This window comes from Cupriavidus sp. HPC(L), from assembly GCF_000307735.3.
Lineage (GTDB): Bacteria > Pseudomonadota > Gammaproteobacteria > Burkholderiales > Burkholderiaceae > Cupriavidus.
The window spans coordinates 1-14,132 of sequence record NZ_AMPR02000022.1 but is presented as its reverse complement, the minus strand read 5'-3'; the positions used below and the strand labels follow the sequence as shown (position 1 = coordinate 14,132).

Sequence of the window (14,132 nt, the reverse complement as noted above, 5' to 3'; positions counted from 1 at the left end):
CAGTACCAGCCGCCGCCGGCCAGCAGCAGCACCAGCAGGCCCGCGATCCAGACGCCGCGCCGGCCTCGCGAAGGGGCGAGGGCGGCGGGCGGAATGGGGCCGGGGCGGCGGTCGGGGCCGGACTCTGGCCGGTCAGCGGGCCGGCCGGCGGGTGCCTCGGTGGAGGCATCGATCGGGTGATCCTCGCCGTGAGTCTTGGGTTTGGCGGGCGGATTGGGGTCGGGATTGGCCATGCAATGGGTCCTGATGCGGTCCTGATGCGGTCCGGAAACGGTCCTGGAGCGGGGCCTGCGCAGGCAACGGGTGCGCGGCCCTTCTGTTCGATGGAAAGACGCAGAAGTATGCCGCAACGGTCAGGGCCGGCTCCGGATGCGGAGCGGGGCCCACCTGCGGCGACGTGGCAAGGATACGGCGTGAGGCGGGGCAGACCTATGTCGGCACGGAAGGGCTTTATTACAGATAATTACCAGCGCCCCCGGTGTAACTTGCCGAAACAACATTGCGGCGGCCCGGCCGGCGTGCCTGTTTATCATCCGGCTATGCGATCCAATCAGCCCACCCAGATCCTGGTCGTCGACGACGATCCCGACTTGCGCGACTTGCTGCGCGAATACCTGACCCAGCAAGGCTTCGCCGTTTCCGTGCTGCACGACGGCGACGGACTGCAGGCCCGCCTCGAGCGCGAGCGTCCCGCGCTGATCGTGCTCGACCTGATGATGCCCAAGGTCGATGGCCTGACCGCGCTGCGCAAGCTGCGCGCCCGCAACGACGATATCCCGGTGATCCTGCTGACCGCGCGCAGCGACGAGATCGACCGCATCGTCGGCCTGGAGATCGGCGCCGACGACTACCTGGGCAAGCCGTTCTCGCCGCGCGAGCTGCTGGCCCGCATCAACGCGGTGCTGCGCCGCAAGCTGGCGCGTCCGGCGGCGGCGCCCGAGGACCGTGACAGCGTGACCTTCGGCCCGTTCAAGGTCGATTTCCGCCAGCGCACGCTGGTGCGGTCCGGCCAGGCGCTGCCGATCAGCGACACCGAATTCGCGCTGCTGAAGCTGCTGCTGATGCATCCGCTCGAGGTGCTGTCGCGCGAGCGCATCGTCGAACTGATGTATGGCGCGGCCAGCGGCGTCAGCGACCGCGGCATCGACGTGCAGATCTGGCGCCTGCGCCGGCTGCTCGACGAGGACGCGCAGCGGCCGCGTTATATCCAGACGGTGCGCGGGCGCGGCTATACCTTCGTGCCGGACGAAGCGGTCCAGGCCGACCTGGACGCCTGATGAAGCTGCGCATCGACACCCTGTTCGGCCGCATGGCGCTGCTGATCGCCGCGGTGCTGGTGATCAGCCATTTCTCGTGGCTGGCGATCCTGCGCATGGACCGGCGCGAACAGCGCATGGAATATTCGGTCGAGCAGATGCTGTTCCAGCTCGACAGCATCCAGCGCGCGCTCGACGCCAGGCCGCCGGCGAAGCTGCCGAGCCTGGTCGAAGTCGCCGGCGAGGCCAGCGCCGAGGAACATGCGCGCGCGCCGACCGACCGCTCGCGCCGGCTGGTCGAGCGTTTCTCCGGCCGGCTGCCGCCCGGCACCCAGGTGCGCATCGAGGACGAGGACACGCCCCGCATCTGGATCAAGCTGCCGACGCGCCAGGACTGGATCGCGATGCCGATCCTGTGGGTCCATAACCCGCCGCTGGACAACCGCCTGATTCCCGGCGCGATGCTGGTGGTCAGCGTGGCGATCGTGTTCGCGCTGCTGATCGCCTGGCAGATCCAGCGGCCGGTGCGCGAGATGGCCAATGCGGCCGGGCAGCTGTCGCGCCAGCAGCCGGTGACGCCGCTGCGCGAGCGCGGCCCGCTGGAGCTGCGCCAGCTGATCGAGCGCTTCAACAAGATGGTGGCGGACCTGGCGCGCATCGACCAGGAGCGCAACACGATGCTGGCCGGCATCGCGCACGACCTGAAGACGCCGCTGGCGCGGCTGCGGCTGCGCGCCGAGATGCTGGCCGATCCGAAGGCGGCGGCGGGCGTCACGCGCGACGTGGAGTCGATGTCGGCGATCGTCGAGCAGTTCCTGGCCTTCGCGCAGAGCGCCGAGCCGACCGCGCGGCCGGTGCCGGTCGATCGCCGCATGGCGGAACTGGCGGCGTCGCTGGCCGAGCAGGAGCGGCCGGTCGACCTGTCTCTGGAGGCCGGCGAGGGCTTCCGGATGATCGCCACGCAGCTCGATCGCATCGTCGGCAACCTGGTCGACAATGCCTACCACTACGGCGCGCCGCCGGTCAGCATCCGCACCGCGCGCGTCGCGGACGGCTGGCAGCTGGTGGTCGAGGACGCGGGCAGCGGCATTCCGGAGGATGCCTTCGACAAGGTCACGCTGCCATTCGTGCGGCTGGACCCGGCGCGCGGCGGCAATGCGCATTCGGGCCTGGGGCTGGCGATCGTCGACCGGCTGGTGCGCCAGTCCGGTGGGCGCCTGACGCTGGGCAACCGGCCCGAGGGCGGTCTGCGCGTCGAGATGGTGTTCCCGTTCGCGCAGCTGGCCAAGGCGGCTTAAGACGTGCTGTCGGGCTGAATACCCCGTCGTCCCCGCCTGCGCGGGGGCGACAAGCAAAGCCGCAGCTTACTGCTGCGGCTTTTTCTTTTCGCCGATGCGGCTTTCCTGGCCCGACAGCAGCTTGGCGATGTTCTGGCGATGGCGCAGGATCAGCAGCGCGCTGATCGCGACGATCGCGGCAGCCATCCCGTCGGCGCCGAACATCAGCACGTAGAAGAACGGCGCGAAGATGGCCGACACCAGCGCGGCCAGCGACGAGTAGCGGAAGAAGAAGGCGATGATCAGCCAGGTCGCCAGCGTGCCCAGGCCTAGCCACGGATGGATCGCGAACAGGATGCCGGCCGCGGTCGCCACGCCCTTGCCGCCCGCGAAACGGTGGAACACGGGGAACAGGTGGCCCAGGAATACCGCCACCGCGACCAGCGCGATGCCCGTCTGGTCGACGCCGTAGTCGGGCCCGAAGCGCTGCGCCAGCCAGACCGCCAGCCAGCCCTTGAGCCCGTCGCCGAGCAGCGTCAGCAGCGCCGCCTTCTTGTTGCCGGTGCGCAGCACATTGGTCGCGCCCGGGTTGCCCGAGCCATAGGAATGCGGATCGGGCAGCCCCATCGTCTTGCTGACCACGACAGCGAAGGAGACCGAACCGATCAGATAGGCGAGCAGGGCAAAGACGAGATTGGCGAGATTGGCCATGGGCGGGGTTCGAAAAGGCAGCGGAAAGGCGGGGAGGACCGGAACGGTCGCAAAAAACTGGCGCGATTGTAGCGCGCCGGCGTGACGCTCACGACCGTGATTACCCGGGCATGAACCAGCGCACAGGCCAGGGCACAGGCCAGGGCACCGAAGAGGGCACCGCGGTGTTCAGCCCTCCGCCAGCCCGCATTGCACCGGCCTGGCGCCCAGCAGCGCGGTCAGCACGGCCGGCTCGATGCTGACCAGATAGCCGCGCCGGCCGCCATTGATATAGATGCGCTCGAGCGCCAGCACACCCTCCTCGACATAGACCGGCATCCGCTTGCGCGTGCCGAACGGCGAGGTGCCGCCGACCAGGTAGCCGCTGTGGCGCTGCGCAACCTCGGGCTTGCACGGCTGCACGCTCTTGCAGCCGATCTGCCGCGCCAGGTTCTTGGTCGACACGGTGCGGTCGCCATGCATCAGCACGATCAGCGGCTGTGCCTTGTCGTCTTCCATCACCAGCGTCTTGACCACGTGATGCTCGTCGACGCCGAGCTGCTTCGCCGATTCCTCGGTGCCGCCGTGCTCGACATAGTCGTATGGGTGCTCGCCGAAGGCGATGCCATGCTGGCGCAGCATCTGCGTGGCCGGCGTTTCGGAGATATGTCTGGTCTTTGCCATGGAGTTCGCTCGCGCGGTCAGCCGCGCGGATGATGCTGCTGATGCAGGACGCGCAGCCGTTCGCGCGCGACGTGCGTGTAGATCTGCGTGGTCGAGATGTCGGCATGGCCAAGCAGCAACTGCACCACGCGCAGGTCGGCGCCGTGGTTCAGCAGGTGCGTGGCAAAGGCATGGCGCAGCGTATGCGGCGACAGCGGGGCGTGGATCTCGGCCTGCCGGGCATAGCGCTTGATCAGGTACCAGAAGGCCTGGCGCGTCATCGCCTCGCCGCGCTGCGTCACGAACAGCGCGTCGCTGCCGCGCTGGCCGAGCAGCGCGGGACGGGCGCTGGCCAGATAGCGGCGCAGCCAGACGCCGGCCTCGGCGCCGAACGGCACCAGCCGTTCCTTGTTGCCCTTGCCGCTGACCACGCGCGCCACGCCTTCGTTCAGGCCGATCTCGACGGTCTTCATCTGCGTCAGCTCGGACACGCGCAGGCCGCTGGCGTACATCAGCTCCAGCATCGTGCGGTCGCGCAGGCCGAGCGGCGTGTCGATGTCCGGCGCGCGCAGCAGCGCCTCAACCTGGGCCTCGCTCAGCGTCTTCGGAAAGCGCGGCGGCTGCTTGGCGGCGCGCAGCAGCAGGCAGGGATCGGCCTGGATCAGATGCTCGCGCAACGCCCAGCGGTAAAAGCGCCGGAATACCGCCAGCCGCCGGTTCGCCGACGAGGCCCGAGTGTCCGGATGGCGCGCGGCGAAGTAGCCGGACAGCGCGCCATCGTCGGCCGCCAGCAGCGCCACGCCGCGCTCGCCGCGCAGCCAGCGCGCCAGCAGCGCGAGATCGCGGCGGTAGGCGTCGATGGTGTTGCGCGCGAGTCCATCCTCGAGCCACAGCGCGTCGCAGAAGCGGTCGACCAGTGTCAGGTCCGCGGCGATGGCGGCTTCGACCTGCGGATCGCGATCGCCGGTCGGCGCGGGCTGTTCCGCCAGCGCCGCGGTGCTGTCGTGCCGCGCGCTCACAGCAGCATCACGCGCTCATGGCGCAGCAGCCAGCGTTTGACCTCGAGGTGGAAGCCGTCCTCGCCGTGATGGGCAAAGCCGCCCAGGCCCTTGGCGCCGACCACCCGATGGCAGGGCACCACCAGCGGGAAGGGATTGTCGCCGCAGGCCTGGCCCACGGCACGCGCGGTGCCGCCGATATTGGCCGCCAGTTCGCCATAGGTCGCGGTGCGCCCGCAGCGCACCGCGCGGATCGCCTGCCAGACACGGCGCTGGAAATCGGTGCCGGTGCCGGCCAGCGGCACGTCGAGCGGCGCGTCGGGATCGGCGTAGTAGGCCTCGAGCTGGGCCGCCAGTTGCTGGATCGGAAGCAGGTCGGAGCCGCGCAGGGCGAAACGCTCGGGCAGGAAGTGGATCGCGTGGACGCACTGCGCGTCCGCCCGCACGCCGACGCGGCCGAACGGCGCGGCGAGGATGGCATCGAAGCGGGCGGCAAGCCTCGCGTCGCGATCGGGTTGAGGCGAGGCCGGTGGAGAATCCGTCGACGGATTCGGAAGGGAATGCATGGCGGGACAACGGTCGATCCGGATACCGGATTCTAGTGCGTCGGGCGCGCCGGGCGAAAAAAAACCGCGACGAGTGCGCGGCTGCGTTTGCGGATGCTTTTTTGGGGTGCTCCCTCTCGCGCTGGCGGGAGAGGGCCGGGGAGAGGGTGAGAGCTCGCGGAAGCGGCGACGGCAGATCGACGGCCTTGCCCTCTCCCCCAACCCCTCTCCCGCGCGCGGGAGAGGGGAGTACTAGGGCGACGGCAGATCGACTCTCCCCCAACCCCTCTCCCGCAAGCGGGAGAAGGGAGTACTCCCAGAGGAAAACTACCGCACCATCACTGTTCGAGCTTGATGTTCTGCACCTTGACCAGGTTGCGCATCTTATCGAACTCCTTCTTGATCTCGGCGGCGTGCTGCGCCGGCGAGTTGCCCGACGGCTCGGCGCCGGCGGCGATCAGGCGTTCGCGGAAGCCCTTGTCCTGCAGCGCCTTGACGGCGGCCTCGTTCAGCTTCTTGATGATGTCGTCGGGCGTGCCGGCCGGCGCCACCAGGCCGTACCAGGCCGGATCGTTCGGCTCCTTCAGGCCCATTTCGCCGAAGGTGGGCACGTTGGGCAGCGAGTCCAGGCGCTTCTCGGCGGCCACCACGATCGGGCGCAGCTTGCCGGCCTTGATGTGCGGCATCGACGAGGGCAGGTTGTCGACCATGATCGGCACCTGGCCGGCCAGCACGTCGTTCAGCGCCGGGCCCGCGCCGCGGTAGGGGATATGGACCATGAAGGTCTTGGTCGATACCTTGAACTGCTCGCCCAGCATGTGGCCGAAGCCGCAGGTGCCCGACGACGCGTACGAGTACTTGCCCGGGTTGGCCTTCAGCGTGGCCAGGAATTCCTTGTAGTCCTTGGCCGGGAAGTTCGGGTTGACCGCGATCACGTTGGCGACGTTGGCCAGGTTCGTGATGGGCTTGAAGTCCTTGATCGGGTCGTACGACAGCTTCGGATTGCAGGCCGGGTTGACCGCCATCGTCGACACCGTCGAGATGCCGATCGTGTAGCCGTCCGGCGCCGCCTTGGCGATCGCGTCGGCGCCGATCGAGCCGCCGCCACCGGCGCGGTTCTCGACCACCACCGGCTGGCCCAGGATCTTGCTCATCTGGTCGGCCGCGCCGCGGCCGACGATGTCGGTGGTGCCGCCCGGGGCGAACGGAATGATCAGCTTGATCGGCTTGGTCGGATAGTTGCTCTGTGCCTGTGCCAGCGAGGCGAAGGCGGCCAGACCCAGGGCCAGGGCAATGTGCTTGCGTTGCATGAGATCGTGTCTCCCGTCGTGAAGCCGGACGGAGAGTGTCCGTCCAGAACTGAAAATGCCGGCCAGGGACCCGGTAGGGCCCGCCGCGCCGGCGCGATGCATCGGCGGCCCGTCAGCCGCCGAGCAGGCCGCGCTTCAGATCGCGATCGACCGGGCGTTCGCCCAGGAAGATGCGCAGCACGGCCTGGTAGAAATCCTCGCCGGGGATCGGTTTGCCGCGCGGCGTGCCATTGACGGCGATCACCGTGCCGCTGTCCGGCGTGTAGTCGAAGTCGATCACGTCGCCCTTGCGCGCGGTGCCGACCTGGTTCATCGCCTGTTCCAGCTGGTGCAGGCGATCGGCGAACTTCTCCAGCTGCGCCTCGTTGTGGTTCTCGCGCATGCCTTCGTTCAGCGCCTTGACGAAGGTGCTCGATTCCACCTCGCGCAGCGGCCGGATCTGCAGCCGCTTCGGGCCCTTGGCGCCGAGCACCACGGCGGCGTTGCGCACCTTCTCCGGCAGGTACAGCGCGGCCACATAGCCCTTGACGATGAAGACCGAACGCAGGCCCGCGCCGTTCAGCTGCAGCTCCTTGCCGCCCAGGCGCGTCGCCTCGTCCAGCCGCACGCCCTCGATCTCCATCGCGCTCGCCGCCATCGGCAGCGCGCCGGCCACGGCCACGCAGCAGATCGCCAGCCACTGACGCAGGCGGCGTGCGGTCCGTGCGGTCCGGTCGAGCGGAGCGCGGGCGGAAGGGCGGCGGGGGGCAGGCATGGCGGGGCGGTACATCGAGGACGGAATGGGAAGCGGAATGAGATCGACGGAAATGCCGGAGCGTGCCATCTTCCGGGTTTTCTGAAACAATACCAATCCGTATCTGCCCTAGGGCGCACTCCGAGCCGCCTCGACACGCTGCTGGAACGCGGTCCGCGCGGGCTGTGGCCATCGTTCCTGCCACCTTCCTGACATCCTCCGACGCGCCCCCCGCGTCCCGACAACAACAAGACGCCGATGTCGCCTGCCCTGCTGATGGTGCCCGATTTCAGCCTGATCCTGATCGGCTGGCTGCTGGTGCGCTATACCTCGTTCGATCGCGGCTTCTGGTCCGGCGTCGAACGGCTGGTCTACTTCGTGCTGTTCCCCGCGCTGCTGCTGCAGGCGACCAACAGCGCGGTATTCGATTTCTCGACCACGTCGGCGATGCTCGGGCTGGCGGTGCTGACCACGGTGTTCGGCATGGCCGCCGGCTACGCGGTCAAATGGGTGCTGCGGCCCGATCCGGTCGATTTCGCCTCGGGCCTGCAGACCGCGTTCCGCTTCAATTCGTATATCGCGCTGGCGCTGGCATCGCGCCTCGGCGGCAGCGAAGGGTTGGCGATGATGGCGGTGATCGTCGGCTGCGTGGTGCCGATGTGCAATGTGGCCGCGGTGTGGGCGCTGGCGCGGCACGGCGAGGCGCGGCTGTGGCGCGAACTGGCGCGCAATCCGCTGATCCTGGCCACCGCCGGCGGGCTGATCACCAACCTGCTCGGGCTGCATCCGCCCGAGGTCCTCGGCATGACGCTGGCCCGGCTGGGCTCGGCCTCGACCGCGCTGGGTTTGATGACCGTAGGCGCCGGCCTGCAGATGCGCGGCGCCGTCGGCACGGTCGGGCCGGTGGCCTGGTGGAGCGGGGTCAAGCTGCTGGCGATGCCGGCCTTCGCCTGGGCCGTCGGCAGGCATCTGCCGCTGTCGCCGCTGCAATTGCAGATCGCGGTGCTCTATGCCGCGATGCCGACCGCGTCGAGCGCCTATATCCTCGCGGTGCGCATGGGCGGCAACGGCCCGATGGTGGCCGCCGCGATTTCCGTGATGACGGTGGCGGCCATCTTCACCGCGCCGCTGTGGCTGGCGCTGGTCAGCTAGGTTGGCTGCTGCTGTTGTTACTGCTGCTGCTGCGCGAGCGCCCAGGCGACGTGCTCACGCACCAGCGCCGACGGATGTTCGGCGCGCGCCAGCAAGGCCGCGCGGATGCGCTCGGCCTGCGCCGGCGCGCCGGCCCCGCGCAGCGCATTGCCCAGCCCCACGGCCAGATTGCGCAGCCAGCGCTCGTGGCCGATGCGCCGGATCGGGCTGCCTTCGAGACGCCGATTGAATTCTTCCTCGCTCCAGCCGAACAGCTCGACCATGTCGGGTGCGTCGAAGCCGTTGCGCACGGCGAAGTCGGGCAGCGTCGCGCGGTGCGCGAACTTGTTCCACGGGCAGGCCAGCTGGCAGTCGTCGCAGCCGTAGACCCGATTGCCCATCGGCGCGCGCAGTTCCTCGGGAATCGCGCCCTTGTGCTCGATCGTGAGGTACGAGATGCAGCGGCGCGCATCGAGCCGGTACGGGCCGACGATGGCCTGGGTCGGGCAGATGTCGATGCAGCGGCGGCACTGGCCGCAATGCGCGGAGGCGGGCGGGTCGACCGGCAGCGGCAGATCGACCAGGATCTCGCCGAGGAAGAACATCGAGCCGCCGTCGCGGTCCAGCAGCAGCGTGTGTTTGCCGCGCCAGCCCAGGCCGCCCTGGCCGGCCAGCGCGACTTCCATCACCGGGGCCGAGTCGGTGAAGACGCGATAGCCGAACGGGCCGATCGCGGTCTCGATGCGGCCTGCCAGCTGCTGCAGGCGCGTGCGCAGGACCTTGTGATAGTCGCGGCCGCGGGCGTACAGCGAGATCGTGGCCGCGGTGCCGCCGTCCTCGACCTGCGCCAGCCGCGCGAACTCGCGCTCGCGCCAGTCGTTGGCATCGCCATCTCTATCGCCGTCGTCTTCGTCATGGGTGGAAGCGGGCAGATAAGGCATGCGCGCGACGATCGCGCGCACTGTGCCGGGCACCAGTTCGGCCGGCCGCGCGCGCTTGAGCCCATGGTTCGCCATATAATCCATGTCGCCATGGCAACCCTGTGCCAGCCATTCGAGCAGACCGGCTTCGGCATGGCCCAGGTCCACGTCGGCGACGCGCACGTCGTCGAAGCCGAGCGCCGCGCCCCAGGCGCGAATCTGCGCGACCAGCGCATGCGGATCCGCGCCGGTGGCGTGCTGCGCCGCTGGCGTCCCGCTGAGAACGGCGTCAGGCGCCTGTGCTGCTCGGTCGATCATCCCTGAATTGTACGCAATGCCCCTGCTCGAACAACGCACCGTGATCCTGCCCGACGAAGCGGCCACCGACCGCCTCGGCGCGGCGCTCGCCGGCGCGGTGCGCGCCTTGCCCCCGCAGACGGTGCATGTTCAGCTGTCGGGCGATCTCGGCGCGGGCAAGACCACGCTGTCGCGCGCGGTGCTGCGCGCGCTCGGCCATGCGGGCAAGGTCCGCAGCCCGACCTACACGCTGTGCGAGCCGTACCAGGTCGCGCGCGCCGACGGTTCGCCGCTGACCGTCTATCACTTCGATCTCTATCGCTTCGCCGATCCCGAGGAATGGCTCGACGCGGGATTTCGCGACTGTTTTGCCGAGCCCGCCTTCAATCTGGTCGAGTGGCCGGAGAAGGCCGCGTCGCTGCTTGGGGAACCCGACCTGCACCTGTTGCTCCAATCGGACACCTCGCCCAGCGATGAGGCCGCCGATCGGCGAGTCGCGATCCTGCGGGCCTATACTCCAACCGGACTTCTCCTGCTGCACGCATGCTGATCAAGCGCCTCGCCACCGACCGCCCCGACGAACTGCTGCTCGCCCGCCGCAAATGGCTGGCGCAATGCCTCAAAGCCGGCGCCGGAACGGTCGTGCTGACGCTGGCGGGTCCGCAGATCGCGGCCGGCGCCGGCATCGTCGCGGTACGGGTCTGGCCGGCCGAGGACTATACGCGCGTGACCATCGAATCGGACGAGCGCCTCGCCGCGGTCCACACGATGGTGCGCAATCCCGATCGGCTGGTCGTCGATATCGATGGCCTGGACCTGTCGCCGACGCTGCGCGAGCTGGTCGCCAAGATTACGCCCAACGATCCCTATATCCAGTCGGTCCGCGTCGGCCAGAACCGGCCGCGCGTGGTCCGGCTGGTGTTCGACCTGAAGGAAGACATCTCGCCGCAGGTCTTCACGCTGGGGCCGATCGGCCAGTACCGCAACCGGCTGGTGTTCGACCTGTATCCGGTCAATCCGCCCGATCCGCTGTGGACGCTGGTGCGCGAGACCGAGGACAAGCAGCGCCGCTTCGCGTCGACGCCGGCGACCGAGAGCGCCGACAGCGTGGCCGGCGCCCCGTCGAGCAGCGAAGAGGACGCGATCGCCGCCCTGGTGCGCCAGTTCGAGGACCAGGCGAAGACGCCGGCCACGCCGCCCTTGCCCGCCAATCCGCCGGTGGCCGCTGCCAAACCGAAGCCGCCCGCCGGCTCGCCGACGACCCAGCCGCCGCAGCCGCAGGCGCCGCTGGCGCAGGACAAGCCCGGCAAGAACGATCCGGCCGACGATCCCGCGCCGTCGCGCTTCAAGATGCGCCGGCTGCTGACGGTGGCGATCGATCCGGGCCATGGCGGCGAGGACCCGGGCGCGATCGGCGCCGCCGGTTCGCGCGAGAAGGACGTGGTGCTGCAGATCGCCAAGCGCCTGCGCGCCAAGATCGATGCGCAGCCCAATATGCGGGCGATGATGACGCGCGACGCCGACTTCTTCGTGCCGCTGAACGTGCGCGTGCAGAAGGCGCGCCGGGTCAAGGCCGACCTGTTCGTGTCGATCCACGCCGACGCCTTCGTCAAGCCGGAGGCGCGCGGCGCCTCGGTGTTCGCGCTGTCCGAGCGGGGCGCGTCGAGCTCGGCCGCGCGCTGGCTGGCCAACAAGGAGAACGCGGCCGACCTGATCGGCGGCGCCAACATGAACAACAAGGACGCGCAGGTCGCGCGCGTGCTGCTGGATCTGTCGACCACCGCGCAGATCAACGACAGCCTGCGTGTCGGCAAGGCGGTGCTGTCCGAGATCGGCGGCATGCACCAGCTGCACAAGGCCCATGTCGAGCAGGCCGGCTTCGCCGTGCTGAAGGCCCCCGATATCCCGTCGATCCTGATCGAGACCGCCTTCATCAGCAACCCGGAAGAGGAGCGCAAGCTCAACGACGAGGCGCACCAGGAGCAGCTGGCCAACGCGATCCTGCGCGGCATTCGCGGCTATTTCGCGCGCAATCCGCCGCTGTCGCGCAGCCCGTCGGTGTAAGGGCCGGCAGTCAGCAACGAGAAAGGCCGGCAAATCGCCGGCCTTTTCTTCATCGGGGCGAGACCCGGATGCCAGGTCTCGCGGTCACGCCATCACGCGCGGGCGACCGCGCCTTCGATCTGCTCGCGGTTGGCATAGCGCGAGGCCATCACCGAGCAGACGATCAGCTGCAGCTGGTGGTAGACCATTAGCGGCAGCACCAGCAGGCCCAGCGCCGGATGGCCGGCGAACAGGATCTTGGCCATCGGGATGCCGTTGGCCAGGCTCTTCTTCGAGCCGCAGAACACCGCGGTGATCTCGTCCTCGATCGCGAAGCCGAGCCGGCGTGCGACGAAGGTTGTGGTGGCGAGGATCGCAAACAGCAGCACCGCGGCCAGCCCCATCACGGCGGCGATGGTCTGCCAGCTGTACTGGTGCCACAGGCCCTCGGCGGTGGCGTCGCAGAACGACGAGTAGACGATCAGCACGATCACGCCACGGTCGATCTTGCTGGTGATGGCCTTGTGCCGGCCCAGCCAGGCGCCGATCACCGGGCGCGCCAGCTGGCCCAGCGCGAACGGCAGCAGCAGCTGCAGCGCCACGCCGGTCAGCGCCTTGCCCAGCGGCATCGATGCGCCGCTGGCGCTGATCACCAGGCCCATCAGCAGCGGGGTCAGCGCCATGCCGATCAGCCCGGAGATGGTCGCATTGAAGATCGCGCCGGGCACGTTGCCGCGCGCCATCGACGTCATCGCCACCGACGACGAGACCGTCGACGGCAGCGCGCACAGGAAGAACACACCCAGCAGCAGGTCGGCCGGCAGCTGGTCGCGCAGCCCGAACATCAGCGCCGCGCCGATCAGCGGAAACACCACGTAGGTGAAGACCTGCACGAAGGTATGCAGGCGCCAGTGCTTCGCGCCGGCGACCAGCTTGTCGCGCGACAGCGCGGCACCGTGCAGGAAGAACACCAGCGCGACGCCGAGGCTGGTCACCAGCCCGAGATGCAGCGGACCGTCGCCGGTGCCGAGCTCCGGCGCGGCCAGCGCCACAGCGATCGCGGTCAGCATGATCAGCACGAAGCCGTCGATCAGATCGTAGAGTTTCTTGAAGGGATTCAGCAGGAAGGACATGACTGCGTGGACTGAAGCGCACCGGAGCGGCGCGCCGGGACGAATGGGTTAAAGAAAGGGGTTAAAAGAACAAGGAATAGCCAGAAAACGGTGGAATCAGGGTTAACGCTGGTATTGGACGATAGTCCTGTCTAGAATGCAAATTCATTTGTCGTATTCATTGATATGGTTGACGCATGAATTACACGTTGCGGCAGTTGCGGGTCTTCCTGGCGGTGGCCTCGCACGGCAGTTTCAGCCGCGCCGCCGACGCGGTCGGACTGACCCAGCCGGCGGTCAGCCGGGGCGTGGCCGAGCTGGAAGAGGCGCTCGGATTGCGGCTGCTGGACCGCACCACGCGCGAGGTGGTGCTGACCGATGCCGGCCAGGCGCTGGTGCCCGCGCTGGAACGGCTGCTCGGCCAGCTTGACGACACGCTGGAGGAGACGCGGCAGCTGGGCGAGCGCTACCGCGGCAGGGTGGTGATCGCCAGCGCGCCGACGATCTCGGCGCGGCTGATGCCGCTCTATGTGGCCGCCTGCGCGCGGCAATATCCGGAGGTCCGGCTGTCGGTTCGCGACAACGTGCAGGCGGACGGGCTCGAGCAGATCCGCGCCGGCGCGGTCGATTTCGGCGTGCTGATCGACCCGCTGGCCAGCGAAGGGCTGGAAACCGTGCCGCTGGGCACCGATCCGTTCTGCTTTGTCTGCCGCGACGACGATCCGTTGGCAAAACGCGACACGGTGTCGTGGTCCGCGCTCGATGGCGTACCGCTGGTGCTGCTGGATTTCGCCTCCGGCAGCCGCCCGCTGATCGACCGCGTATTCGCGATGCACGGCGTGACGCCGCGCGTCGTGCAGGAGCTGGGCCACTCGGCCAGCGTGTTCGGCATGGTGCAGGCGGGCATCGGCGCGTCGGTGCTGCCGTCGTTCTCGCTGCCGCTGCCGGCCGCGTCGAACCTGGTGTGGCGGCCGCTGGTGCCGCAGGAGCAGCGGCGCATCGTGATGGTCCGCCGCGAGGACCGCTCGCTGTCGCCGGCGGCGGCGGCGGTGTGGGAGATGGTCAGGACGATGCCGATTCCGGGGGCTTGAGGTTTGCTGGCGGGCGGCGGGAAACCACCCCCCCCCCCCCCCCCCCCCCCCCCCCCGGGGGGGGGG

14 protein-coding genes and 1 pseudogene are annotated in these 14,132 nt (G+C 69.0%); 6 read left to right on the top strand and 9 right to left on the bottom strand.

The annotated features are described in order from the left end of the window. Window positions 1-233, bottom strand: a pseudogene (locus tag B551_RS25965) (hypothetical protein); the annotation flags it as partial. A 306-nt stretch (window positions 234-539) separates the two neighbouring features. On the opposite strand from B551_RS25965, the gene B551_RS02515 reads away from it, so the two are divergent. Together B551_RS02515 and B551_RS02510 are read left to right on the top strand one after the other, a co-directional pair. Further along, entirely contained in the window at window positions 540-1,277 is a 738-nt protein-coding gene (locus B551_RS02515; RefSeq protein WP_006579145.1) for a response regulator, read from the top strand. Then, complete coding sequence (locus B551_RS02510) at window positions 1,277-2,554, top strand: ATP-binding protein (protein WP_006579146.1); 1,278 nt, start codon at window positions 1,277-1,279, stop codon at window positions 2,552-2,554. The genes B551_RS02515 and B551_RS02510 overlap by 1 nt, the downstream gene beginning before the upstream one ends. Window positions 2,555-2,620: 66 nt before the next feature. On the opposite strand, the gene plsY is transcribed toward B551_RS02510, so the two are convergent. From plsY to B551_RS02480, 6 genes are all read right to left on the bottom strand, one after another. Beyond that, on the bottom strand, window positions 2,621-3,244 hold the full coding sequence (plsY, locus tag B551_RS02505) for a glycerol-3-phosphate 1-O-acyltransferase PlsY (RefSeq protein WP_006579147.1): 624 nt from the start codon (window positions 3,242-3,244) through the stop codon (window positions 2,621-2,623). A gap of 168 nt (window positions 3,245-3,412) precedes the next feature. Further along, window positions 3,413-3,907, bottom strand: a complete 495-nt coding sequence (ybaK, locus tag B551_RS02500; RefSeq protein ID WP_006579148.1) for a Cys-tRNA(Pro) deacylase — start codon at window positions 3,905-3,907, stop codon at window positions 3,413-3,415. A gap of 17 nt (window positions 3,908-3,924) precedes the next feature. Further along, window positions 3,925-4,821, bottom strand: a complete 897-nt coding sequence (gene xerD / locus B551_RS02495; protein WP_043436975.1) for a site-specific tyrosine recombinase XerD — start codon at window positions 4,819-4,821, stop codon at window positions 3,925-3,927. Between the two features lie 80 nt (window positions 4,822-4,901). Further along, window positions 4,902-5,450 (bottom strand): methylated-DNA--[protein]-cysteine S-methyltransferase, encoded by a 549-nt coding sequence (locus B551_RS02490; protein ID WP_006579150.1) that lies wholly within the window; start codon window positions 5,448-5,450, stop codon window positions 4,902-4,904. Window positions 5,451-5,767: 317 nt separating this feature from the next. Then, window positions 5,768-6,739: a tripartite tricarboxylate transporter substrate binding protein BugE gene (locus tag B551_RS02485; RefSeq protein ID WP_006579151.1), complete on the bottom strand. Its 972-nt coding sequence runs from the start codon at window positions 6,737-6,739 to the stop codon at window positions 5,768-5,770. 112 nt (window positions 6,740-6,851) lie between these two features. After that, on the bottom strand, window positions 6,852-7,493 hold the full coding sequence (locus B551_RS02480) for a chalcone isomerase family protein (protein WP_023263414.1): 642 nt from the start codon (window positions 7,491-7,493) through the stop codon (window positions 6,852-6,854). A gap of 237 nt (window positions 7,494-7,730) precedes the next feature. Between B551_RS02480 and B551_RS02475 the strand changes: the two genes are divergently transcribed. Then, entirely contained in the window at window positions 7,731-8,624 is an 894-nt protein-coding gene (locus tag B551_RS02475; RefSeq protein WP_006579005.1) for an AEC family transporter, read from the top strand. Between the two features lie 17 nt (window positions 8,625-8,641). On the opposite strand, the gene queG is transcribed toward B551_RS02475, so the two are convergent. Further along, window positions 8,642-9,841, bottom strand: coding sequence for a tRNA epoxyqueuosine(34) reductase QueG (queG, locus tag B551_RS02470; protein ID WP_006579006.1), 1,200 nt, complete (start codon window positions 9,839-9,841; stop codon window positions 8,642-8,644). 16 nt (window positions 9,842-9,857) lie between these two features. On the opposite strand from queG, the gene tsaE reads away from it, so the two are divergent. Then, window positions 9,858-10,370: a tRNA (adenosine(37)-N6)-threonylcarbamoyltransferase complex ATPase subunit type 1 TsaE gene (gene tsaE / locus B551_RS02465; protein ID WP_006579007.1), complete on the top strand. Its 513-nt coding sequence runs from the start codon at window positions 9,858-9,860 to the stop codon at window positions 10,368-10,370. Next, window positions 10,364-11,884, top strand: coding sequence for an N-acetylmuramoyl-L-alanine amidase (locus B551_RS02460; protein ID WP_023263413.1), 1,521 nt, complete (start codon window positions 10,364-10,366; stop codon window positions 11,882-11,884). Before tsaE ends, B551_RS02460 begins: the two co-directional genes overlap by 7 nt. Window positions 11,885-11,976: 92 nt before the next feature. Here the strand turns inward: B551_RS02460 and B551_RS02455 are convergent, their stop codons facing one another. After that, window positions 11,977-12,996 (bottom strand): bile acid:sodium symporter family protein, encoded by a 1,020-nt coding sequence (locus tag B551_RS02455; protein ID WP_006579726.1) that lies wholly within the window; start codon window positions 12,994-12,996, stop codon window positions 11,977-11,979. A gap of 176 nt (window positions 12,997-13,172) precedes the next feature. Here B551_RS02455 and B551_RS02450 point away from each other — a divergent pair, with 176 nt between their 5' ends. Then, window positions 13,173-14,066, top strand: a complete 894-nt coding sequence (locus B551_RS02450) for a LysR family transcriptional regulator (RefSeq protein ID WP_006579727.1) — start codon at window positions 13,173-13,175, stop codon at window positions 14,064-14,066. Window positions 14,067-14,132 lie beyond the last annotated feature (66 nt).

What these genes read in the sequence shown, in the direction of transcription:
- B551_RS02515 (WP_006579145.1), top strand. Translation starts at nt 540, where the DNA reads ATGCGATCCAATCAGCCCACCCAGATCCTGGTCGTCGACGACGATCCC.
- B551_RS02510 (WP_006579146.1), top strand. Translation starts at nt 1,277, where the DNA reads ATGAAGCTGCGCATCGACACCCTGTTCGGCCGCATGGCGCTGCTGATC.
- plsY (WP_006579147.1), bottom strand. Translation starts at nt 3,244, where the DNA reads ATGGCCAATCTCGCCAATCTCGTCTTTGCCCTGCTCGCCTATCTGATC.
- ybaK (WP_006579148.1), bottom strand. Translation starts at nt 3,907, where the DNA reads ATGGCAAAGACCAGACATATCTCCGAAACGCCGGCCACGCAGATGCTG.
- B551_RS02490 (WP_006579150.1), bottom strand. Translation starts at nt 5,450, where the DNA reads ATGCATTCCCTTCCGAATCCGTCGACGGATTCTCCACCGGCCTCGCCT.
- B551_RS02485 (WP_006579151.1), bottom strand. Translation starts at nt 6,739, where the DNA reads ATGCAACGCAAGCACATTGCCCTGGCCCTGGGTCTGGCCGCCTTCGCC.
- B551_RS02480 (WP_023263414.1), bottom strand. Translation starts at nt 7,493, where the DNA reads ATGCCTGCCCCCCGCCGCCCTTCCGCCCGCGCTCCGCTCGACCGGACC.
- B551_RS02475 (WP_006579005.1), top strand. Translation starts at nt 7,731, where the DNA reads ATGTCGCCTGCCCTGCTGATGGTGCCCGATTTCAGCCTGATCCTGATC.
- queG (WP_006579006.1), bottom strand. Translation starts at nt 9,841, where the DNA reads ATGATCGACCGAGCAGCACAGGCGCCTGACGCCGTTCTCAGCGGGACG.
- tsaE (WP_006579007.1), top strand. Translation starts at nt 9,858, where the DNA reads ATGCCCCTGCTCGAACAACGCACCGTGATCCTGCCCGACGAAGCGGCC.
- B551_RS02460 (WP_023263413.1), top strand. Translation starts at nt 10,364, where the DNA reads ATGCTGATCAAGCGCCTCGCCACCGACCGCCCCGACGAACTGCTGCTC.
- B551_RS02455 (WP_006579726.1), bottom strand. Translation starts at nt 12,996, where the DNA reads ATGTCCTTCCTGCTGAATCCCTTCAAGAAACTCTACGATCTGATCGAC.
- B551_RS02450 (WP_006579727.1), top strand. Translation starts at nt 13,173, where the DNA reads ATGAATTACACGTTGCGGCAGTTGCGGGTCTTCCTGGCGGTGGCCTCG.